General features: G+C 66.9%; 18 protein-coding genes. 11 read left to right on the forward strand and 7 right to left on the reverse strand.

The window, feature by feature from the left end:
• The first annotated feature begins 150 nt into the window (after positions 1-150).
• From RPB_RS08405 to RPB_RS08425, 6 genes are all read left to right on the forward strand, one after another.
• On the forward strand, positions 151-684 hold the full coding sequence (locus tag RPB_RS08405; protein ID WP_049824668.1) for a (2Fe-2S)-binding protein: 534 nt from the start codon (positions 151-153) through the stop codon (positions 682-684).
• Positions 681-4,232 (forward strand): molybdopterin cofactor-binding domain-containing protein, encoded by a 3,552-nt coding sequence (locus tag RPB_RS08410; protein WP_011440565.1) that lies wholly within the window; start codon positions 681-683, stop codon positions 4,230-4,232. Before RPB_RS08405 ends, RPB_RS08410 begins: the two co-directional genes overlap by 4 nt.
• 206 nt (positions 4,233-4,438) lie before the next feature.
• On the forward strand, positions 4,439-5,212 hold the full coding sequence (locus tag RPB_RS08415) for a ferredoxin--NADP reductase (RefSeq protein WP_011440566.1): 774 nt from the start codon (positions 4,439-4,441) through the stop codon (positions 5,210-5,212).
• Between the two features lie 106 nt (positions 5,213-5,318).
• Positions 5,319-6,515 carry an amidohydrolase family protein gene (locus RPB_RS08420; RefSeq protein ID WP_011440567.1) on the forward strand — a complete coding sequence of 399 codons (1,197 nt, stop codon included), beginning with the start codon at positions 5,319-5,321 and terminating at the stop codon, positions 6,513-6,515.
• Between the two features lie 154 nt (positions 6,516-6,669).
• Positions 6,670-6,804, forward strand: coding sequence for a hypothetical protein (locus RPB_RS25145; protein ID WP_011440568.1), 135 nt, complete (start codon positions 6,670-6,672; stop codon positions 6,802-6,804).
• A gap of 74 nt (positions 6,805-6,878) precedes the next feature.
• Positions 6,879-8,030: a DUF3095 domain-containing protein gene (locus RPB_RS08425; protein WP_011440569.1), complete on the forward strand. Its 1,152-nt coding sequence runs from the start codon at positions 6,879-6,881 to the stop codon at positions 8,028-8,030.
• 15 nt (positions 8,031-8,045) lie between these two features.
• Here the strand turns inward: RPB_RS08425 and RPB_RS08430 are convergent, their stop codons facing one another.
• Complete coding sequence (locus RPB_RS08430; protein WP_011440570.1) at positions 8,046-8,489, reverse strand: DUF2147 domain-containing protein; 444 nt, start codon at positions 8,487-8,489, stop codon at positions 8,046-8,048.
• A 122-nt stretch (positions 8,490-8,611) separates the two neighbouring features.
• Positions 8,612-9,985: an MATE family efflux transporter gene (locus tag RPB_RS08435; RefSeq protein ID WP_011440571.1), complete on the reverse strand. Its 1,374-nt coding sequence runs from the start codon at positions 9,983-9,985 to the stop codon at positions 8,612-8,614.
• Positions 9,986-10,278: 293 nt separating this feature from the next.
• Between RPB_RS08435 and RPB_RS08440 the strand changes: the two genes are divergently transcribed.
• Both RPB_RS08440 and RPB_RS08445 read left to right on the forward strand, forming a co-directional pair.
• On the forward strand, positions 10,279-11,514 hold the full coding sequence (locus RPB_RS08440) for an MFS transporter (RefSeq protein WP_011440572.1): 1,236 nt from the start codon (positions 10,279-10,281) through the stop codon (positions 11,512-11,514).
• A 162-nt stretch (positions 11,515-11,676) separates the two neighbouring features.
• Positions 11,677-12,276: a superoxide dismutase gene (locus tag RPB_RS08445; RefSeq protein ID WP_011440573.1), complete on the forward strand. Its 600-nt coding sequence runs from the start codon at positions 11,677-11,679 to the stop codon at positions 12,274-12,276.
• A 135-nt stretch (positions 12,277-12,411) separates the two neighbouring features.
• Here the strand turns inward: RPB_RS08445 and RPB_RS08450 are convergent, their stop codons facing one another.
• The 5 genes from RPB_RS08450 to RPB_RS08470 all read right to left on the reverse strand — a co-directional run bounded on the left by RPB_RS08450 (position 12,412) and on the right by RPB_RS08470 (position 18,703).
• Positions 12,412-12,900: a CinA family protein gene (locus RPB_RS08450; protein ID WP_041798640.1), complete on the reverse strand. Its 489-nt coding sequence runs from the start codon at positions 12,898-12,900 to the stop codon at positions 12,412-12,414.
• A gap of 101 nt (positions 12,901-13,001) precedes the next feature.
• Positions 13,002-14,474 carry an amidase gene (locus RPB_RS08455; RefSeq protein WP_041798641.1) on the reverse strand — a complete coding sequence of 491 codons (1,473 nt, stop codon included), beginning with the start codon at positions 14,472-14,474 and terminating at the stop codon, positions 13,002-13,004.
• Between the two features lie 346 nt (positions 14,475-14,820).
• Positions 14,821-15,666 (reverse strand): hypothetical protein, encoded by an 846-nt coding sequence (locus RPB_RS08460; protein ID WP_011440576.1) that lies wholly within the window; start codon positions 15,664-15,666, stop codon positions 14,821-14,823.
• Between the two features lie 142 nt (positions 15,667-15,808).
• Positions 15,809-17,353 (reverse strand): acyl-CoA synthetase, encoded by a 1,545-nt coding sequence (locus tag RPB_RS08465; protein ID WP_011440577.1) that lies wholly within the window; start codon positions 17,351-17,353, stop codon positions 15,809-15,811.
• Between the two features lie 174 nt (positions 17,354-17,527).
• A complete protein-coding gene (locus RPB_RS08470) occupies positions 17,528-18,703 on the reverse strand; it encodes an acetyl-CoA C-acetyltransferase (protein ID WP_011440578.1) in 1,176 nt (391 codons plus the stop codon).
• Positions 18,704-18,832: 129 nt separating this feature from the next.
• Between RPB_RS08470 and RPB_RS08475 the strand changes: the two genes are divergently transcribed.
• The 3 genes from RPB_RS08475 (at position 18,833) to RPB_RS08485 (ending at position 21,805) form a co-directional block, all read left to right on the forward strand.
• On the forward strand, positions 18,833-19,516 hold the full coding sequence (locus RPB_RS08475) for a TetR family transcriptional regulator (RefSeq protein ID WP_011440579.1): 684 nt from the start codon (positions 18,833-18,835) through the stop codon (positions 19,514-19,516).
• 533 nt (positions 19,517-20,049) lie between these two features.
• Positions 20,050-20,808, forward strand: a complete 759-nt coding sequence (locus tag RPB_RS08480) for an SDR family NAD(P)-dependent oxidoreductase (protein WP_011440580.1) — start codon at positions 20,050-20,052, stop codon at positions 20,806-20,808.
• A 190-nt stretch (positions 20,809-20,998) separates the two neighbouring features.
• Entirely contained in the window at positions 20,999-21,805 is an 807-nt protein-coding gene (locus RPB_RS08485; protein WP_011440581.1) for an enoyl-CoA hydratase/isomerase family protein, read from the forward strand.
• Positions 21,806-21,828 lie beyond the last annotated feature (23 nt).

Genomic DNA, 21,828 nt, shown 5'->3' on the forward strand with positions numbered 1-21,828 from the left:
AACGGCGCTTGACGTATTTTATTGGTGTAGAAACAATCACGACAGCGAGGTTGCCACGAATGCAGGTATCGGACGTGCCGGGACGAACTGAGTTTGCAGTGCACACTGTCCGAACCGGTCACGTGCCGTTTGCTGCAAGGCACAATTGACATGGCGTCTTCGGCTCTTACCGGCGAACCCGTGGTGCTGACCGTCAACGGCACGACGTGCAGTGTCGATCTGCCCCGCGACACCAAGCTGATTTATGTGCTGCGCAATGATCTCGGTCTCAACGGTCCGAAGTTCGGCTGCGGGCTCGGCGAATGTGGTGCGTGCACGGTGCTGATCGACGGCGTTGCGGCGCGCTCCTGCGTGGTGACGCTCAGAACCGTCGAGGGGCGCTCCGTCACGACGCTGGAGGGCTTGGGCGAACTCACTGCATTGCACCCGGTGCAGGCCGCGTTCATCGCCGCGCAGGCGGCGCAGTGCGGTTACTGCCTCAACGGCATGATCATGACCACGGTGGCGTTTCTCGCGCGCAACCCGGCGCCGACGCTCGAGCAGGTGCGCGAGGCGTTGCGCTACAATCTGTGCCGCTGCGGCACCCATGTGGAAATCATGCGCGCCGTCATGGCCGCCGCCGGCGTGCGCGCGATCGAGGACGGCGTCGGCGCAGATGATGTCGCGATGAGCGCTCCGCGATGAGTGAACCGACGCCGGCGCCGAAGGACCTGCTTGCTCGCACGGGCACGCTTGCCGTGTTGCGGCCGTCGCAGCACGTCAAGGGCCTGGTGCCGACGGCGCCGCCGCCGGAAGGCGCGCTCGACCTGTTCCTGTTTCTCGACGATTCGGGTCGGGTGCTCGCCTTCAACGGCCATGTCGATCTCGGCACCGGCATCCGCACCGCGCTGGCGCAGATCGTGGCGGAAGAACTCGACGTGTCGTTCGCCGCCGTCACCATGGTGCTCGGCCACACCTCCGGCACGCCGAACCAGGGCGCAACCATCGCCAGCGACAGCATCCAGGTCTCGGCGCTGCCGCTGCGCAACGCTGCGGCGCAGGCGCGGCATCATCTGATCGCCCTGGCCGCGGCAGAACTCGAACTGCCGCCGAACGATCTGGCCGTCACCGACGGCGTCGTGCATCCGCGCGGCGGCGCCAATATCGGCGTGTCCTATGCGTCGTTGCTGCAGGGCCGCACCGACCGGCTGTTGCTCGCCGAGGGTGTGGCGGTGAAGCCGGTGGCCGAGCATCGCATCGTCGGTCAGCGCATCGCGCGCTCGGATATTCCGGCCAAGGCGACCGGCGACTTCGTCTATGTGCACGACGTGCGCGTCCCCGGCATGTTGCACGGCCGCGTGGTGCGGCCGCCTTATGCCGGAATCGATGCCGGCGACTTCATCGGCGCCAGCCTGATCGGCGTCGACGAAACCTCCGTCGCGCATATTCCGGGTGTGGTCGCGGTCATCAGCATGGGCGACTTCGTCGGCGTCGTCGCCGAGCGCGAGGAGCAGGCGGCCGAAGCCGCGCGCGTGTTGAAGGTGGAATGGAAGCCGCCGCCGCCGCTGCCGGATCTCGATGATCTTGCCACGGCGCTGCGCGCCAACCCGGCGACCACGCGGACGCTGCACGACAAAGGCGACGTCGATCGCGCCCGCGCCGACGCCGCGGTGCCGATGGACCGCAGCTATGTCTGGCCGTATCAGATGCACGGCTCGATCGGCCCGTCCTGCGCGGTGGCGGACGTCCGCGACGGCGCCGCCACGATCTGGTCCGGCACGCAGAATCCCTATCCGCTGCGGCTCGATCTCTCGGTGCTGCTCGGCATCCCCGAGTCCGATATCGAGGTGCTGCGGTTTGAAGCTGCCGGCTGCTACGGCCGCAACTGCGCCGACGACGTTTCTGCGGATGCGGCGCTGCTGTCGCGCGCGGTGGGGCGGCCTGTCCGCGTCCAACTGACCCGCGAGCAGGAGCACGCCTGGGAGCCGAAGGGCGCGGCGCAACTGATGGAGATTTCCGGCGGGCTGAACGCCGACGGCAGCCCGGCCGCGTATGATTTCGCCACGCGCTATCCGTCGAATGCGGCGACGACGCTGGCGCTGCTGCTGACCGGGCGCGTGCCGGCGAACAATCCGGTGTTCGAGATGGGCGATCGCACCGCGATCCCGCCTTACGCCTACGACAACATCCGCGTTAAGGTGCACGACATGGCGCCGATCGTGCGCGCGGCGTGGCTGCGTGGCGTCTCGGCGCTGCCGAATTCGTTCGCGCATGAGAGCTATATCGACGAACTCGCCGCCGCGGCCGGGGTCGATCCGGTTGAGTATCGGCTGCGCTATCTGCACGACCCGCGCGCGGTCGATCTGGTCAAGGAAGTCGCCGCGCGCGCCGGCTGGGCGCATCGCACCGGCCCGCGCCAGGAAGTCGTCGATGGCGACGTCGTGCGCGGGCAGGGCATCGCCTATGCGCTGTACGTCCACTCCAAATTCCCCGGCTACGGCGCGGCGTGGTCGGCGTGGGTCGCCGATGTCGAGGTCAACAAGGCGACCGGCGACGTCGCGGTGAAGCGCGTCGTGGTCGGTCAGGATTCCGGGCTGATGATCAATCCCGCCGGGATCGAGCATCAGATCCACGGCAACGTCATTCAATCGACCAGCCGCGTGCTGAAGGAACAGGTGAGCTTCACCGGCACCGCGGTGGCCGACAAGGAATGGGGCGCGTACCCGATCCTCACCTTCCCGGACGTGCCGGTCATCAACGTCGTGCTGATGCCGCGCCCGAACGATCCGCCGCTCGGCAGCGGCGAATCCGCCTCGGTACCGTCGGCGGCGGCGATCGCCAATGCGATCTTCGATGCCACCGGGGTGCGGCTGCGCGAGCCGCCATTCACGCCGGAGCGGGTGCGGGCCGCGCTGGGCCATCCGATGCTGCCGCCGCCGCCCGCGCCTGCGCCGAAGAAGCGGTCGTGGTTGGCGCTGGCCGGCGCGGCGCTGGTCGGCGCGCTCGGCATGGCGACGGTGGCGCTGCCGATCCGCGGTGCCATTGCGCCGATCGCGCCGCCCGATCCGGCGAGCTTCTCCGCCGAGATGATCTCGCGCGGACGGCAGCTCGCCGCGCTCGGCGGCTGCGCGGTGTGCCACACCGAGATCGGCGGCGCGACCAATGCGGGCGGCCGCCCGGTCGAGACTCCGTTCGGCACGGTGTACTCCACCAACCTCACGCCAGATCCGGAAACCGGCATCGGCCGCTGGTCCTACGCGGCGTTCGAGCGCGCGATGCGCGAGGGCATCGCCCGCGACGGGCGCCATCTCTATCCGGCGTTTCCCTACGCCTCGTTCACACGCACGAGCGATATCGATCTGCAGGCGCTGTACGCCTATCTGATGACGCAGACGCCGGTGAAGGCGCCGACGCCCGAGGCGCGGATGGCGTTTCCGTTCAATCTCCGGCCGCTGATGGCCGGCTGGAATGCGCTGTTTCTGCGCACCGGCCAGATGCAGGCCGACCCCGTCAAAGCGCCGCAATGGAATCGCGGCGCGTATCTGGTCGAGAGCCTCGGCCATTGCGGCGCCTGCCACACGCCGCGCAATGCACTCGGTGCCGAACAGGCGCGGACCGCGTATCTCAGTGGCGGCGTCGTCGACGGCTGGCACGCCCCGGCGCTGAACGCGCTCTCCAGTGCGCCGATTCCGTGGACGGAGGCCGAGCTGTTCTCTTATCTGCGCACCGGGTTCTCGCAGTTCCACGGCACGGCGGCCGGGCCGATGGCGCCGGTGGTGGAGCAACTCGCCGCGCTGCCGGATGCCGACATCCGCGCCATGGCGACCTATCTGGCGTCGTTCGCGCCGCCGGCCGACGAGGCGCCCGCCGCCCGCGCCGCCGCGCTGCAGGCCGCGGCGACGGCGACGCTGCGGCCGCTGGATTCGCTCGGCGGCAGGCTCTACGAGGGCGCCTGCGCCTCCTGCCACAGCGACGACGGGCCGACCCTGTTCGGCGTGCGCCCGGCGCTGGCGCTCAACACCAACGTTCACGCCGCGGACCCCGACAATCTGATTAGGGTCATTCTAGACGGAATACCTAGTCCGGCGGCGGCCGAACTGGGGGATATGCCCGGGTTCCGCCACAGTTTCGACGATAACCAGATCGCGGCGCTGGTGACTTATCTCCGCGCCTCCTTCGCCCCCCAGGCGCCCGCCTGGGGCGGCGTGGAACAAACGGTGGCGCGCCTGCGCGCCCACCGAGGCTCCCACTGATCGTCGTCTTTCCCTTCAGGTTGCCCGATAAATCGGCGCGATGTGCCTGAAATGTCCGCGCGGCACGGGCGCTCGCCGCGTTGACAGGGGGCGGGCTGCGATCCTATTTTCATTCGTGTACAAACAATCTGCCGCCCGCTGGCGCCCCGTCTCGTTTCTCGCGCGTCCGCGTTCGGCCGATCAAACACCAACTCCGGAGTTCTCCCGTGAGCAATCTGATGGAAGAGCGCGTTCTCTCCGTTCGCCACTGGACCGATCGTCTGTTCAGCTTCACCACCACCCGCGAGGCCGGCTTCCGGTTCAGGAACGGTGAATTCACCATGGCCGGCATCAGGGTCGACGGCCGCCCGCTGCTGCGCGCCTATTCGGTGGCGAGCCCGAACTACGAAGAGACGCTGGAGTTCTATTCGATCAAGGTGCCGAACGGGCCGCTGACCTCGCGCCTGCAGCATCTCAAGGAAGGCGACACCATCATCGTCGGACGCAAGGCGACCGGGACCCTGGTGATCGACAATCTGCGTCCGGGCGCGACGCTGTATCTGCTCGCGACCGGCACCGGGCTCGCTCCGTTCCTGTCGATCATCCGCGATCCCGAGACCTACGAGCGGTTCGAGAAGATCGTGCTGGTGCACGGCTGCCGGCAGGTGGCCGAGCTGGCCTACGGCGAGTCGATGGTGGCTGCGCTGCAGGACCACGAGTTCCTCGGCGACGACGTCAAGGCCAAGCTGATCTACTACCCGACCGTCACCCGCGAGCCGTTCCGTCATCAGGGACGGATCTCGAAACTGATGGACAGCGGTCAGCTCTACAGCGACATCGGCCTGCCGCCGCTCGACAAGTCGCGCGATCGCGTGATGCTGTGCGGCTCCACGCTGATGATGGGGGATTTGAAGAGCCGTCTGGCCGAGCTCGGCTTCGAGGAAGGCAACCACGGCGAGGCCGGCGACTTCGTGCTCGAGAAATCCTTCGCCGAACGCTGAGTGATTTCGGCGACACGACGTCAAAGCTGTTTTCAAGCGCCGTGCAGCCGCCTACAATTCGTTAGCTTGCAAACGAACGAGCCCACCTTATTCGGAGAAGTCAGACATGGCTCACGACGCCGCCGCGCCCACGGGACCGACCAAGCTCGTCATTCGCAACATCGGCCTCTTGATCAGCGGTGACCTCGACAAGCCGATCCTCGATGCCGACACCATCGTTGCGGAGAACGGCAAGATCTCCGCGATCGGTCGGCTGAAGGACGTCGACACCGAAGGCGCGACCACCACCGTCGATGCGGGTGGCGCTGCGGTCACCCCGGGCCTGATCGACAGCCACGTCCATCCGGTGGCGGGCGACTGGACGCCGCGGCAGAGCCAACTCAACTGGATCGACTCCTCGCTGCACGGCGGCGTCACCACCATGATCTCGGCCGGCGAGGTGCACTATCCCGGCCGGCCGCGCGACGTCATCGGCATCAAGGCGCTGGCGATCACCGCGCAGCGCAGCTTCTCCGCCTTCCGCGCCAGCGGCGTGAAGGTCCATGCCGGCGCTCCGGTGATCGAGCACGAGATGGAAGAGAACGACTTCAAGGAACTCGCCGCGGCCGGCGTCAAGCTGCTCGGCGAGATTGGGCTCGGCGGCGTCAAGGACGGACCGACCGCGAAGAAGATGGTGGCGTGGGCGCGCAAATACGGCATCCAGTCCACCATCCACACCGGCGGCCCGTCCATCGCGGGCTCCGGGCTGATCGACAAGGACGTGGTGCTGGAAGCCGGCACCGACGTGATCGGCCACATCAACGGCGGCCACACCGCGCTGCCCGACGGGCAGATCCGCTGCATCTGCGAGGGCTGCAAGGCCGGGCTCGAGCTGGTCCATAACGGCAACGAGCGCTCGGCGCTGTACACGCTGCGGATCGCGCGCGAGATGGGCGATCTCCATCGCGTCATTCTCGGCACCGACGGCCCGGCCGGCTCCGGTGTCCAGCCGCTCGGCATCCTGCGGATGATTTCGCTGTTGTCGTCGCTCGGCGATCTTCCCGCCGAACAGGCGTTCTGCCTCGCCACCGGCAACACCGCGCGGATGCGCGATCTCGACTGCGGCCTGATCGAGGTCGGCCGCGTCGCCGATTTCGTGATCATGGACGCGGCCCAGCACTCGGCCAGTTCGTCGCTGCTGGAAAGCGTCCGCCTCGGCGATCTGCCGGGCATCGGCATGACCATCATCGACGGCATCGTGCGCAGCGAACGCTCCCGCAACACCCCGCCGGCGACGCGACTGCCGAGCATCGTCAAGGCCTGACGCGCCGCTTCCGCATCGCCGCGGCGCGACGGCGGGCGGAGTTGATCGTTCGGCGGTGTTTCTGCTCTAAGTCCGGGCCGGTGGCCGAGACCGGCCGGGCCGTGGCAGGCCTGCTGACCGGGGCGCGGGACCGAACGTCGTTGGAGTGCATCGCTTGAAATCGCTCGGCATCATCGTTCTGTTTGCGCTGGCCGTGTTCGCCTATGGCTTGTACACGGACATCACGATGACGCGCTGCGTCCGCGGCACGGTCACGGCGATGCTGGGCCTGTGCGCCAAGGGCGACTGATACTGCCGCGCCTGCAACCTCGGGCGATGACCGCCGTATCTGCTCTGGCGATCGACCGGGAGAGGTCTGCGACGATGGACGGAAGCGACAGCGGCGCGTTCTATGACGGCGTGACGGTTTTCCGCGGTTTTCGCAGCGTGATGGACCCGGCGCTGTATTCGGCGCTGCCCGACGACTGGTTCATCGGCACCGCCGACATCGTCGAGTCGACCAAGGCGATCGCGGCGCAGCGCTACAAGGCCGTCAACATGGCCGGCGCGTCGGTGATCGCCGCGGTCACCAACGCGCTCGGGGGCCGCGACTTTCCGTTCGTGTTCGGCGGCGACGGCGCGAGCTTCGCGGTCGCGCCCGGCGATCTTGCCGGTGTGCGCGAAGCGATGGCGGCCTCCGCTGCCTGGGTCAGGGACGAACTCGAATTGACGATGCGCATCGCGCTGGTGCCGGTCGCCGCTGTCCGGGAGAAGGGGCTCGATGTCCGCGTCGCCCGGTTCGCGCCGTCGGCGAACGTGTCCTACGCGATGTTCTCGGGCGGCGGGCTCGCCTGGGCGGAGGCGGCGATGAAGCGCGGCGAATTCGCCGTCCCCCCGGCGCCGCCCGGAACGACGCCGGACCTCACCGGCCTGTCCTGCCGGTTCGAGGAGATTCCCTCGGTGCAGGGCGTGATCCTGTCGGTGCTGATCGTGCCCGCCGCCGGTGCCGATCCGGCCGCGTTTCGCCGCCTGATCGAGGAAGCGGTCGCGCGCACCGAGCGTAGCCCCGATGCGGGCCGGCCGGTGCCATCGCACGGCCCCGCCTTGCGATGGCCGCCCGCGGGGTTCGACCTCGAGGCGCGCGCGGCGCGCGGCGGTCCGCTGATCAAGCGCCGCATCGTCGTGTTGCTGTACACGCTGTTCGTGTATGTGGTCATGCGCTTGCGCATCAGCGTCGGCGGCTTCGTGCCGCGAACCTATATCGCGGAGGTCGTGGAGAATTCCGATTTCCGCAAATACGATGACGGCCTGCGCATGATCCTGGATTGCACGCCCGAACTCGCCGATGCGTTGGAGCAGCTCCTCGCCGCCGCAGCGTCCGCCGGCGTGGCGCGCTACGGCTTGTTCCGGCAGGAGGCCGCGATGATGACCTGCTTCACGCCGTCGCTGACGCGCAGCGATCATGTGCATTTCATCGACGGCGCCGGCGGCGGCTATGCCTCCGCGGCGATCACGCTGAAAGCCATGCAGGCCTGACGGCAGGGGGGCCGCTCAGCGGCCGGCGAGCGTCCAGGTCTCGCCGCCGCACAGCGTGCCGACGCAGCCCTCGACGTACAGCGTCGTCGGCCCGGTGTGCGAGATGCTGCTCTGATAGGTCTTGCCGTCGTCGGCGTTGTAGATGTGGCCCGACCATTTGCCCTGGGACACCGGTCGCATGTCGCCGAAGATCTGCAGCCCGAGCACCGGCCGCGCGGCGCGGGCGGGGTCGGGGTTCTTGTCGTCGACTTGCGGATTGCCGGTGTTCGGATCGATCGGCTGCTTCAGCCAGACGATGCTGCCGCACAGCGCCGCGCCGCAGCTCTTGATCCGCACCCTGGCGTCGCCGGCCTGCGTCAGCCAGGTACCTTGTGGACCGGATGCCGATTGCGCATTGGCTGCGGCGGGCGCCAGCGCAGCGAACAGCACAGCGGCAACGAGAGCGGTTCGGGTCGTCATACGTCCTCCAGAAAGATCGTTCGGCGCCGCGCCAAATCTGCTGCGTCGCAACGCGTTGAATAGCAGAGCACGAGATTCGCGCCAAAGGTATGGCCGCCGCGGCGGTGCGGCGGGATTGCGATTCACTTGACCCAGCGTGTCAGGTGGATCGCGGCGGCGGTTCCGAGTCCGTAGACCACCATCGCCACCAGCACCAGTGCGAACAGCGCCGAGGCCGGGGCGCCGGACGTGATCAGCGCGGTGCCGCCGATCGCGACCAGCAGCAGTCGCGCCGTCGCCGCGAGCACCGGGCCGCCGACCTTCGCCGCGCCCTGCGAGGCGAAATACAGCGTCACGCCGAGGCCGAAGAAAGCGAAGCCGGGACCGGCCCAGTTGAAATAGGAACTCGCCGCCGCGGCCACCGCGGGATCGCTGGTGAACAGCGCGACCCACAGCGACGGCCAGATCGCCAGCACGAGCCCGACCAGCCCGAGGATCAGCGCCGAGACCGCCCCGGCGATCCAGGCCACGCGTCGCGCCCGCGCCACCTGACCGGCGCCGATCGCCATGCCGACCATCGGGATCGAGGCGACGCCGAAGGCGAAGGCGATCGGGATCAGCAGGAATTCCAGACGCGAGCCGATGCCGTAGCCGGCGAGCGTCGCGACCCCGTAGCTCGCGATGATTTTGGTGAAGATCAGGATCGTCAGCACCGATTGCAGCGGCGAGAGGCAGGCCATCGCGCCGAACTTGAGAATGTCGACGAACATCGGCCGCTGAAACACGAACGACTTGACCCGCAGCGTCAACCGTCCGTGGCCGCTCGCCATGTAGACCAGCAGGAACAGCGCGCCGAGCGAAAACGCGATCAACTGGCCCGACGCGACGCCCGCCATGCCGAGCCGCGGCAGGCCGAACAGGCCGAGCCCGAGTCCGCCGCCGATCACGATCTGCAGCGCCGCGACGCCGAGCAGCGTCGCCGACGGCAGCACCATGTCGCCGGTGCCGCGCAGCACCGACGCCAGCGTGTTGACCAGCCAGATCGACACCGCGCCCGAGAACAGCACCACCGAATAGCTGCAGGCCTGTTCGAGGACTTCGCCGCGCCCGCCGAGCAGCGCGTAGAGCGACCGCCCGAACAGCAGCATCAGCAGCGTGAAGACCAGCCCGGCGGCGATGCCGATGATGATCGCGTGCAGCGCCAGCACTTCGGCGCGTGTGCGGTCTCCGGCGCCGAGTGCGCGGCTGACGGCGGAGGACACCCCGCCGCCCATCGCGCCCGCCGACATCATCTGCGTCAGCATCGCGAACGGGAACACCAGCGCGATCGCCGCCAGCGGCTCGGTGCCGAGACGGCCGATATAGGAGGTTTCGGCGATCGCCACCACCGCGGTGCCGACCATCGCGATCACGTTCGGAATCGCCAGCCGGATCAGAGTCGGCAGGATCGGCGCGGCGAGCAGTCGCTCGGCGGAAGCGGCGGGGAGCGGCCGGTCCGCCGGCGCGTCGATGGTCATGCGATTTCCTGCCCGTGCGGACCGCTCACGGGCGGCGGTCGATGATTGAATTATGATCAACATATGATCAGTGCGCAAGGCGGAGGGTCTGCGTCTCGCGCAGCCGTCACCGCGGCAAACCGCAGAGGTCCCGGTCGGGCCGGCGCGTGCCCGGATGCGCGATCACAGACCGTCGCGGTCGACCCCACCCCTGCGTTCCGTGCAGAACCCCGATACCGGCCGCAAGGATGGTCAAACGCCGCATTTCAGGGCATGAGTATTCTCAAAATCGCGATGCGAGAGGAAACGATCCCATGAAGGCAGCCCAGCTCAGCTCGTTTCAGCGCTGGTCGATTCTGATCGGCGCGTCCGTGCTGCTCAGCCTCGCAATGGGCATGCGGCAGAGCTTCGGGCTGTTTCAGCCGTCCGTGATTCGCGATATCGGCATCACCAGCGCCGACTTCTCGCTGGCGACGGCCCTGCAGAACATCATCTGGGGCGTGACGCAGCCGATGGTCGGGCTGCTCGCCGACCGCTACGGCACCCGCTGGGTGATGCTCGGCGGCGTCGTGGTCTATGCCGCCGGTCTGGTGCTGATGATGGTTGCCGAATCGGCGCTGGTGTTCACGCTCGGCGCCGGCGTCTGCGTCGGCATCGCGCTGTCCTGCACCGCCTCCAGCATGACCATGACCGTCACGTCGCGCACGGTGTCGGCGGCCAAGCGCAGCGTCGCGATGGGCGCGGTGTCGGCGGCCGGATCGCTCGGCCTGGTGATCGCCTCGCCGCTGGCGCAGACGCTGATCACCACCGCGGGCTGGCAGATGGCGCTGATCGGCTTTCTCGGCCTCGTCGCGGTGATGCTGCCGTCGGCGCTGTTCGCCGGCCGCGCCGACAAGATCGAGATCGAGAAGGCCGACGATCTGCAGCAGTCGGCCGGCGAAGTGGTGCAGAGCGCCCTCGGCCATTCCGGCTTCATGGTGATGGCGATCGCGTTCTTCGTCTGCGGGCTGCAGCTCGTCTTCATCACCACGCATCTGCCGAACTATCTGGCGATCTGCGGCCTCGATCCGTCGCTCGGCGCCAGCGCGCTGGCGGTGATCGGATTGTTCAACGTGATCGGCTCCTACGCCTTCGGCTGGCTCGGCGGGCGCTATCCCAAACAATATCTGCTCGGCGGCATCTACATCGTGCGCTCGCTGGCGATCGCGGCGTATTTCTACTTCCCGGCGTCGGCGACCACCACGCTGGTGTTCGCCGCGGTGATGGGCACGCTGTGGCTCGGGGTGATTCCGCTGGTCAACGGCCTGGTCGCGCAACTGTTCGGGCTGCGCTACATGGCGACGCTGACCGGCATCGCCTTCCTCAGCCATCAGGTCGGCTCGTTCATCGGCGCCTGGGGCGGCGGCGTGATCTACGATCATCTCGGCAATTATGATCGCGCCTGGCAGGCGGCGGTTCTGATCGGGCTGATCGCAGGCACCGCGCAGATGCTGATGAACGTTCGCCCGCCGCAGCGGCGGGAGGGCCTCGCGGTGCCGGCCACGGCGTGAGCCGGCAGCCGCTAAGCCGTTCAGGCGTCGACGGTATCGGCACACGGGGCGCGGCCGTGACACACTGTTGCAATTCAGAATAGATATTGGGTCCGTAGTCGGAACCTTCTATAAGGGGGCTCGTTAAGTCGAAGTCCCCCACCATTGTGGAAATGATGACCCATGACCTTCACGCTTCCTGAATTGCCCTATGCCTACGACGCGCTCCAGCCGTACATGTCGAAGGAGACGCTCGAATATCACCACGACAAGCATCATCAGGCCTATGTCACCAACGGCAACAACCTGCTGAAGGGCACCGAATTCGAGGGCAAGTCGCTCGAGGAGATCGTCAAGGGCTCGTTCGGCAAGAACGCTCCGCTGTTCAACAATGCCGGCCAGCACTTCAACCACATCCATTTCTGGAAGTGGATGAAGCCGAATGGCGGCGGCACCAAGCTGCCGGGCGCGCTGGAAAAGAAGATCAACGAGGACCTCGGCGGGCTCGACAAGTTCAAGGCCGATTTCGCCGCCGCCGGCGCCGGCCAGTTCGGCTCGGGCTGGGCTTGGCTGTCGGTCAAGGACGGCAAGCTCGAAATCTCCAAGACCGCCAACGGCGAGAATCCGCTGGTGCACGGCGCCACGCCGATCCTCGGCGTCGACGTCTGGGAGCACTCCTACTACATCGACTACCGCAACCGCCGGCCCGACTATCTCAAGGCCTTCGTCGACAATCTCATCAACTGGGAATACGTCGAGGAGTTGTATTCCAAGGCGGTCTGATCGGGGGCTGATCAGGCTCTCGGGTTCACGATCCGGAAATCGAAGGGCGGCCGGCCAGCGGCCGCCTTTTTCGTCTGCGATGGCGATCGCAGCGCTGTTCGCCGGCCCCGCGCCGATCCGCGCGCCTGACCCGGCTCAATCCCGCTGCGCCATCGTGTGCAGCAGGAACGTCAGCGCGGTGTTTGCGAACACGTGCATGTTGTCGAGCCGGTTGCTGCTCGCCGTCTCCAGCGTCATCACCGCCTGCGTGGGGCCTGCGACCGCGATGCAGGTGTGGCCGGCGGCGTCGCCGTAGCGGTTGCCGCCGGGGCCGGCCGCGCCGGTCTCCGACAGCGCCCAGTCGGAGGACAGGCGCGCGCGCATCTGCCGCGCCAGCAGCTCAGCATAGGGCTCCGACGACGAGCGCAGCCCCTTCATCTGCGGATCGGGAATGTCCATCAGGATGCGCCGGGCCTCGCGGGTATAGACCACCGCGGAGCCGAGGAAATAGGCCGACGCCCCCGGCACTGCGAGCAGCGCCGCGGCGATCAGCCCGCCGGTCGACGATTCCGCCACCGCGATGGTCTGCTTCTGCGCGATCAGTCGCAGCGCGACCTTCTCGGCGAGGGGAACGAGATCCTGCATCATCGTTTGTCTCCAGCTGTGCCCTCGCCACAGCAGCCGCGGGTGTTGGTCGATCGCCGCGCCGCCATGATGACCATGGCGGCGCGTGCTGCGAGCGCGATCTAACTCACGAACGCCGGTGGGGCTTTGAAGCCGCCGAATTCGCGCTCGATCAGTTCGGCGAGTTTCAGCGGCGTGCGATCTTCCAGCCACGGGCCGACGATCTGCACGCCGATCGGCAGACCTTCAGCGGACATGGCGATCGGCAGCGCCGTCGCCGGCAGGCCGGGCAGCGTGGCGATGCCTGGCCAGACCAGCTGATCGACGTAAGGGTAGGGCTTGCCGTCGATCTGGATCCGGCGCTCTTCCTGCGGCTCGTGATGGTCGTGCGGATAGGCCGGCGTCGGCATCAGCGGACAGATCACCGCGTCGAACTGCTTGAACAGCTCGTGCCATTGCGCGCGCAGGCCGGTGCGGCGGCCATCTGCGATCACCCAGTCGCGATGGCTCAGCACCATGCCGCGCAGCCGCTCGGCGGGGAGGCTGTCGTCTGCGGCATCGAGCCCGGTCACGGCGCCCTGGACTTCGGCGAGAATCTCAGGCGGGAAGCCCGCCGCGAGGAACGACAGCAGCATCCGCATATAGACGCGCGAAGTCTCGGCGAGATCGGGCAGCAGCGGCGTTGTGCGCGTGACGCGGACGCCGGCCTTGGTGAGTCCGGATTCGAGCGCCGCGATCGCGCCGCGCACGCTCGCGCCGGTCGGCAGCAGCGGATGGCTGTCGAGCAGCAGCACGCGAAAATCCTTCAGCGCGGCATGGCGCGGCGCGGGCAAATCGAGCTTGTAGCCGATGCCGTCGAAGAGCGGATCGGGTCCCGCCATCACCTCGAGCAGCAGCGCGAGGTCGGTGGCCGAGCGTGCCATCGGCCCGATCACCGACAGGTCGCGGTTGGAGGGCAGCGGCGGCAGCGGCGGCGGCGTGTGGCCGCGCGCCGGGCACAGCCCGAAGGTCGGCTTGTGCGCGTAGACGCCGCAATAATGCGCCGGCACCCGCAGCGAGCCGCCGATGTCGGAGCCGAGCGACAGCGCGCCGTAGCCGGCCGCGAGCGCGGCCGACGATCCACCGGAAGATCCGCCCGGGGTGCGGCCGAGGTCGAACGGATTGTTGGTCGTGCCGTAGATCTCGTTGGTGCTCTGCCAGTCGCCGAGCGCGACCGGCACGTTGGTCTTGCCGAGGATCACGCCGCCGGCGGCCTTGACGCGCTCGATCGCCAGTGCGTCGTCCTGCGCCACGAAATCCTTGTGCGGGACGAAGCCCCACGTCGTCGGCAGGCCCGCGACATTGAAGCTCTCCTTCACCGTCATCGGAATCCCGAGCAGCGATCCGCGGCCGCCGCGCGACAGCGCGAGGTCGGCGGCGCGGGCGGTCTGCAGGGCCCGGTCGAAGTCGCGCACGCAGATCGCGTTGATCTGACCGTCGTGCCGCTCGATGCGGGCGATGGCGTCCTGCGTCAGTTCGACGGAAGAGACCTTCTTCGCCTTCAGCGCGGCGCTGAGTTCGGTGGCGGTCGCGAAGCTCCATTGTGATGCGGTCAAAGCCGGACTCCCTTTGTTGCGGCGGCGCATCATGACGACGGCGGTACGAATTGCAATTCGGCGGGGCACGAGCGGTGCAAAGCGAGAAGCGGCCGGCGACATTTTGATAGCGAATCCCGCGAGACGGGATATTGTTGACGTGCATCAAGGATGCATTCCGCGCCGGATGCTCTGATTGCGCGAGTTTCGGATTCCGACCGGATGGATCGGTCGGTTCGTGTCTCCCTTGACTTAAAGCTCCGGCGGTTCCGGAGCTTTCTTTATGAGGGGCTGTATGAGGGCCTGCGCGCCCGGCGTTGCCGCCGGTGCGTCAGCCGATGCGGTCGTGATTTCCAGACGCGATGTCCTAGCCGCCGCGGAAATCCTGCGGCGTGAAGCCGATGTCGAGCAATTTCCAGTCCTTGTACTTGTCGTTGGGCAGCATGGCGTAGGGCTGGCATTTGACCAGCGCGTCGATCGCGCCCTGCATCAGCGCCGGGCCCTTCGTCGAGGCGCTGGCCTCGATCAGGATCGGCTCCTGGGCCAATCGTCCGTCCGGCAACAGCGCGACCCGCAGCACGATCCGCACATTGTCGGACGGCCCGACCGAGGCCGGCAATGCCGCGCAGGATTTGATGCGCTGCCGCAACGCCGCAACCGCGTCAGCGCTGATATCGGCGGCGATCTCCGCCGGCCCGTCGAAGGCGGGATCGGTCGGCAGGCCAAGCGCCACGGAGTATTTCACCGTGAGGTCCGGCTCCTGAGCGATCGCGGGGGGGAACGGCGCAGGCGTGGGCGGTTGGGCCTGCTGCTGCGCTTGCGGTGTCGGCGCTGGCGGCGGCGGCGGCTCGGCTTTTGGCGGCTCCGGCTTGGGTGCGGTGGCCTGCTTCTGGACAGGCTCCGGCTTTGCGGGTTCTGGTTTGGCGGGTTCCTGCTTCTGCGCGGGTTCGGACTTCGCCGGCGGTTGTTGCGCAGCCGGTTCGGATTCCGCGGTCGGTTTGAATTCGGGCAGTTCCAGCGCCGGCTTGGTCTTTGCCACCGGCTCCGGAGCCGGGGGCGCCTCGTCGGCGGTGACGACGTCGACTTCGATGCGCTGCTCAGGCACCTCCGCGAACGGCCGAACCTCCGCGAACAACAGCACCGCACCGACCAGCCCGAGATGAGCCAGAACGGACGCGGCGACGCCGGCACGGATCGGAAAACGCAACGTCATGGGAACCGGAGCGACCAAGGGAGCCGCAGCATAGCGCGCCCCGCGCGCCCGCGGGACTCGTTATCTTGGTCGCAGCCCCGACCTTGCGCGGTCCGGTGCGGCAGCGCCGTTCCCGCGACGATTCATCGAGGGAGCGCGCCGATTAGGCCATCGCGGCCTGCTTCTTCGGCCAGTAGCGATCCTTCAGATGGCGCTTGACCAGCTTGCCGGTCGGCGTGCGCGGCAGCTCTGCTTCGAAGTCGATGGAGCGCGGACATTTGATCGCGGAGAGCCGGTCGCGGCAGAAGCCGATCAGTTTGGCCTCGAGCTCCTTGCTCGGCGTGACGCCGTCGCGGGTCTGCACTACGGCCTTGACCTCCTCGCCCATCTCCTCGTTCGGCACGCCGAACACCGCGACGTCGGCGACGTCGGGATGCGTCAACAGCACGTCCTCGGTCTCCTGCGGATAGATGTTCACGCCGCCGGAGATGATCATGTAGCTCTTGCGGTCGGTGAGATAGAGGAAGCCCTCGGCGTCGAGATAGCCGACGTCGCCGAGCGTGGACCAGCCCTTGTCGTTGTAAGCGTTCTTTGTCTTGTCGGGATCGTTGTGATAGCTGAACGCCGGCGCGTCGGCGAAATACACGGTGCCGATCTCGCCGGTCGGCAGCTCCTCGCCGGCCTCGTCGAGGATCTTGATCACTCCGACCACGGCCTTGCCGACCGTGCCGCGATGGCTGAGCCATTGCTGCGAGGTCGACACCGTGACGCCGTTGCCCTCGGAGCCGGCGTAGTACTCGATCAGGATCGGTCCCCACCACTCGATCATCTTCGCCTTGACGTCGACCGGGCAGGGAGCGGCCGCATGGATCGCGCCCTTCAACGACGAGACGTCGTAGCGGGTGCGGACCTCGTCCGGCAGCTTCAGCATCCGCACGAACATCGTCGGAACGAGTTGCGACTGGGTCACCTTGTACTTCTCGACCAGCGCCAGGAACTGCTCGGCGTCGAAATGCTCCATGATCACCGAGGTGCCGCCGAGCGTGGTCGCCATCATGTTGAAGCGCAGCGGAGCGGCGTGATACAGCGGCGCCGGCGACAGATAGATGCTGTCCTGGTTCATGCCGCACATCCGCTCGCACAGCAGACGCAGAAACGGGCTCGGCACGTCGATGGCGTTGCCTTCGAATTCGCGCTTGATGCCCTTGGGGCGGCCGGTGGTGCCGGACGAATACAGCATGTCGTAGCCGGCGACTTCGTCGGCGATCGGCGTCGTCGGCTGCGCGCCGGCCTCCTTGTCCCAGGAGCGGAAACCCGGAGCGGGTTCATCGACCATGAAGAAGGCGACGCCGGGCAGGGTGCTCACCAGCGGCGCGATCGCGTCCGCGCCCTGCGGCGAGGTAATCACGACACGGGCGCCGCAATCCTGCACGATATAGGCGATCTCGTCCTGCTTCAGGTAGCGGCTGATCGCCGTGTAGTAGAGGCCCGCGCGCTGCGCCGCCCAGCAGATCTCCATGAAGGCGAGGCGATTCTCCATCAGCAGCGCGACGTGATCGCCGGCCTTCAGGCCGAGCGTGCGGAACAGTTGCGCGCCCTGGTTCGAGAGCTCGTCGAGCTCGCGATACGTAATCGCCTTGCCGGTCGAGGCCATCTGATAGGCGATCTTGTCGGGCTGGGTGCGGGCGTGAATCGACGGATGGGTCATGGCGTGTCCTCGGTGGTGATGCGGCGGATTTTTCCGCTCATTTTGACTTGGTGCGACGCCTCATGGTGAGGAGCGCGCCTGTTGGCGCGCGTCTCGAACCATGAGGATGATCAACTCATCCTTCGAGACGCGGCGAAAGCACCGCTCCTCAGGATGAGGGCCGACGCTTGTCGCTTACAGCCGCTCGACGATGGTGACGTTGGCCATGCCGCCGCCTTCGCACATCGTCTGCAGGCCGTAGCGCTTGCCGGACTGCTGCAAGGCGTGCACCAGCGTGGTCATCAGCTTGGTGCCGGAGCCTCCCAACGGATGCCCGAGCGCGATCGCGCCGCCGTTGACGTTGAGCCGTTCCGGATCGGCGCCGGTCGCCTTCAGCCACGCGGTCGGGATCGAGGCGAAGGCTTCGTTGACCTCGAACAGGTCGATGTCGTCGATGGTCATGCCGGCCTTCTTCAGCGCCCGCTCGGTCGCCGGCAGCGGCGCTTCCAGCATGATCACCGGGTCGCCGCCGATCATCGTCATGTGGTGAATGCGTGCCATCGGTTTGACACCGAGTTGCCGCAAGCCTTTTTCGTTCACCACCATCACGCCGGAGGCGCCGTCGCAGATCTGGCTCGCGGTCGCGGCGGTCAGCCGGCCTCCTTTTTCGTTGATCAGCTTGACGCCCTTGATGCCGTCGAGCGTGACGTCGAAGCGGATGCCCTCGTCGATCGCGTGCGTATCGGTCGAGCCGTCGGCGCGGGTGATCGGCAGCGGGATGATCTCGTCCTTGAACTTGCCGGCCTGGGTCGCGGCGATCGCCCGCTGGTGGCTCTGGTAGGCGTATTCGTCGAGCTGGTCCTTCGACAGATCGTATTTGTGGGCAACCATTTCGGCGCCGGTAAACTGGTTGAACTGGATGTTCGGGTAGCGCTGTTCCATCTGCGGGCTCTTGTAGGTGCCCATCCCGGCCTTGGCGGCGAGGATGCTCGGCGAGCCCATCGGCACCCGCGTCATGCTCTCGACGCCAGCCGCGATCACGATGTCCATCGAGCCGGCCATCACCGCCTGTGCGGCAAAATGCAGCGCCTGCTGCGACGAGCCGCACTGCCGGTCGATCGAGGTGCCGGGCACGCTTTCCGGCAGTTTCGAGGCCAGCACCGCGTTGCGGCCGATATTGACGGCCTGCTCGCCGCCCTGGCCGACGCAGCCCATGATCACGTCCTCGATCTGGTCCGGCGCAGCGCCGGAGCGATCGACCAGCGCGTTCAGCACGGACGCGGCCAGATCGGCCGGATGCCAGCCGGCGAGACGGCCTCCCTTGCGGCCACCGGCGGTGCGTGCGGCGGCGACGATATAGGCCTCGGCCATGCGTTTTCTCCCTGTTTCGTGTTTGTTTGGCGGGGCTGATGGGCGCGGATTTAAGGGGTGGGGAGCGATTTAGTCAATCAATCAATTAACGCTTGAGCCCGGCTTCGGGATGGGCTAATTGCGACGGCGATGGCAGCGCAACCGAACCCAGTTCTGGCGACCCGACTCCCGGCGGTGAAGAATTCCACCGCCGACAAGCTGTTGGTCGCCGCCGGCGAATTGATGATCGAGCGCAACTCGGTCGAGATCTCGCTGTCGGACATCGCGCAGAAGTCCGGGGTCAACGCCGCGCTGGTGAAATATCATTTCGGCAACAAGGACGGCTTGCTGCTGGCGCTGCTGGAGCGCGATGCCGCCACCGAGATGACCAATCTCGATTATTTGCTGGAACAGCCGCTGTCGGCGACCACCAAGATGAAGCTGCACATCGCAGGCATCATCAAGGCGTATCACCAGTTTCCGTATTTGAACCGGCTGATCCACTATTTGCTGCACGGCAGCAATCGCGAAGCCGCCGACGAGGTCACCAAGTTCTTCGTCGGACCTCTGCTCGATTTCCATCGCCGGCTGATCGCCGAAGGCGTCGCCGCGGGCGAATTCCGCAATGTCGATCCGGTGCTGTTCTACACCACGCTGATCGGCGCCTGCGATCACCTGTTTTTCGGACGGCAGACAATGATGCGCGCGGCCGGTGTCGGCCCTGTCACCGACGAGGTGTGCCGCGCCTATGTCGGCCATATCGAACTGATCATCCTCGGCGGGCTGCTGTTACCCAAGGGCGGAGCGAAGCCCAAGCAGACCGCCGCCGGATAGCCGGACAACAACAAGAAGAGCCGGACAACGAGCTAACAACAAGAAGAAACGACCCCCAAGCAACTGAGAGACCTTCAAACAAGCCCGGGACACGCCAAAGAGAATCCGAACAACAAAAACAACGCCCAAGGATCAGTTCACGGAATCTGCCCGGAAGAGGCAGGCGGAACGGAACATCAGGCACCCCGGGACATCGTTTGAAGAATTCGACCAAAACAAGAAAATCATCAGGAAACGCCCAAGCTCCTGTTTTCGGGATTGCGATGCGGCAGCGGACGAAGGACTGAGTGCGCTGCCATTGCCGAACGAGACGCTTCGGCCGGATCGCCAGGCCGTCGTCGGTTGCGGTCGCTGGAGAAAGTCGCTGGAGAAAAGCGACAGGGAAACGGCCCGAGGGCCGTTGAACATTCCGGCTCGAAAGCGCAAGAAGATCACGCCGAAGGACCCGTCCGAGGTTCGTTGAACAGTTCAGGAAACGCCCAGGGACGGGCCCAAAGACAAGCTTCAAGAAGCGCCCAAGGAAAGGATTTACGATGCAGTTGAAAGACGTCTCCGTTCTCATCACCGGCGGAGGGTCGGGGCTCGGCGCCGCGACGGCGCAAGCGATGGCCGCCAAGGGCGCCAAGGTCGCGGTGCTCGACATGAACAAGGACAATGCCGAGAAGGTCGCGGCCGAGATCGGCGGCGTCGCCTGTGTCGGTGACGTGTCGCAGGAAGCGCCGGTCAAGGAAGCGATCGCCAAGGCCGAAGCCGCGCACGGCATCGTCCGCGTGCTGGTGAACTGCGCCGGCATCGGCGGCGCAGTGAAGACCGTCGGCAAGAACGGCGCCTATCCGCTCGATCATTTCTCGCGCATCATCAACGTCAATCTGATCGGCAGCTTCAACTGCATCCGGCTCGTCGCCGAGCGGATGCAGAACGCGCCGACCATCGGCGAAGAGCGCGGCGTCTGCATCAACACCGCCTCTGTGGCGGCGTTCGACGGCCAGATCGGCCAGGCGGCTTATTCGGCGTCGAAGGGCGGCATCGTCGGCATGACCTTGCCGGTGGCGCGCGACCTCGCCTCGATGAACATCCGCGTCATGACGATCGCGCCCGGCCTGTTCCTGACGCCGCTGCTGATGGGCCTGTCGGAAGAAGCCCGCAAGAGCCTCGGCTCGCAGGTGCCGCATCCGGCCCGCCTCGGCGATCCGTCGGAGTACGCGTCGCTCGCGGTGCAGATCGTCGAGAACCCGATGCTGAACGGCGAGACCATCCGTCTCGACGGCGCGATCCGCATGGCGCCGCGGTAGTCACTTCAACCCTCTCCCCTCGTGGGGGAGGGTGGCGGCCGAAGGCTGCCGGGTGAGGCGCGCGGCGAGTTCCGCCCCCTCTCCCTGCAGCACGCGACGTCGACGCAAGGCATGCCCTCTCCCACAAGGGGAGAGGGCACAATAACGACCGCTGCGATCCGCGGACAAAACAAGATACGGGAGTGATTGCGTGCCCCAGGCGCTGCTGATCGAGCACACGGACGGCGTTGATTGGGTGACGCTCAATCGCCCGGACAGCCTGAACGCGCTCAACCCCGAACTGATCGACGCATTGAACGTCTATTTCGGCCAGCTTCAGCGCAACCGCGACACGCGCGTGGTGGTGTTGAAGGGCGCCGGCCGCGCGTTTTGCGCCGGGCTCGATCTCAAAGACGCGATGGAGCGCCGGGGCACCCAACAGGAGCCGCCGGGGGTAACCGAATCTCTCGACTCGCAGCGCCGCATCGCCGACATCGTCATGCTGATGCGGCGTTGTCCGCAGCCGATCATCGCGCTGGTCCACGGCGCCGCTGCCGGTGGCGGCTTCGCGCTGGCGCTGGCGAGCGATATCCGCATCGCCGGCCGCAGCGCGCGGATGAACTGCGCCTTCATCAAGCTCGGGCTCGGCGGCTGCGACATCGGCACCAGCTACTTCTTGCCGCGCCTGGTCGGCGTCTCGGTCGCATCCGAACTGATTCTCACCGGCCGCTTCATCGAATCCGAGCGCGCGCTGATGACCGGACTGGTGTCCGAACTGGTCGAGGACGACCAGCTCGCAACGGCGGCGCAGCCTTATGTCGACGCCATGCTGGCGGCGTCGCCGATCGGTCTGCGGCTGTCGAAGGAATGCCTCAACATGGCGGTCGATGCCGGTTCGATCGAGCAGGTGATCGCGATGGAAGATCGCAATCAGGTGCTGTGCTCGCGTTCGGAGGATTTCGGCGAAGGCATCAGCGCCTTTCTGCAGAAGCGCAAGCCGGTTTATCGTCGACGCTAGCGCGGCAAGAACATCACGGCCCG

Source organism: Rhodopseudomonas palustris HaA2, from assembly GCF_000013365.1.
GTDB classification, from domain to species: domain Bacteria; phylum Pseudomonadota; class Alphaproteobacteria; order Rhizobiales; family Xanthobacteraceae; genus Rhodopseudomonas; species Rhodopseudomonas palustris_J.

Bases quoted from the DNA above. Each gene is read 5' to 3' on its own strand.
- RPB_RS08405 (WP_049824668.1), top strand. From the start codon at position 151: ATGGCGTCTTCGGCTCTTACCGGCGAACCCGTGGTGCTGACCGTCAAC.
- RPB_RS08410 (WP_011440565.1), top strand. From the start codon at position 681: ATGAGTGAACCGACGCCGGCGCCGAAGGACCTGCTTGCTCGCACGGGC.
- RPB_RS08420 (WP_011440567.1), top strand. From the start codon at position 5,319: ATGGCTCACGACGCCGCCGCGCCCACGGGACCGACCAAGCTCGTCATT.
- RPB_RS08425 (WP_011440569.1), top strand. From the start codon at position 6,879: ATGGACGGAAGCGACAGCGGCGCGTTCTATGACGGCGTGACGGTTTTC.
- RPB_RS08430 (WP_011440570.1), bottom strand. From the start codon at position 8,489: ATGACGACCCGAACCGCTCTCGTTGCCGCTGTGCTGTTCGCTGCGCTG.
- RPB_RS08435 (WP_011440571.1), bottom strand. From the start codon at position 9,985: ATGACCATCGACGCGCCGGCGGACCGGCCGCTCCCCGCCGCTTCCGCC.
- RPB_RS08440 (WP_011440572.1), top strand. From the start codon at position 10,279: ATGAAGGCAGCCCAGCTCAGCTCGTTTCAGCGCTGGTCGATTCTGATC.
- RPB_RS08445 (WP_011440573.1), top strand. From the start codon at position 11,677: ATGACCTTCACGCTTCCTGAATTGCCCTATGCCTACGACGCGCTCCAG.
- RPB_RS08450 (WP_041798640.1), bottom strand. From the start codon at position 12,900: ATGCAGGATCTCGTTCCCCTCGCCGAGAAGGTCGCGCTGCGACTGATC.
- RPB_RS08460 (WP_011440576.1), bottom strand. From the start codon at position 15,666: ATGACGTTGCGTTTTCCGATCCGTGCCGGCGTCGCCGCGTCCGTTCTG.
- RPB_RS08465 (WP_011440577.1), bottom strand. From the start codon at position 17,353: ATGACCCATCCGTCGATTCACGCCCGCACCCAGCCCGACAAGATCGCC.
- RPB_RS08470 (WP_011440578.1), bottom strand. From the start codon at position 18,703: ATGGCCGAGGCCTATATCGTCGCCGCCGCACGCACCGCCGGTGGCCGC.
- RPB_RS08475 (WP_011440579.1), top strand. From the start codon at position 18,833: ATGGCAGCGCAACCGAACCCAGTTCTGGCGACCCGACTCCCGGCGGTG.
- RPB_RS08480 (WP_011440580.1), top strand. From the start codon at position 20,050: ATGCAGTTGAAAGACGTCTCCGTTCTCATCACCGGCGGAGGGTCGGGG.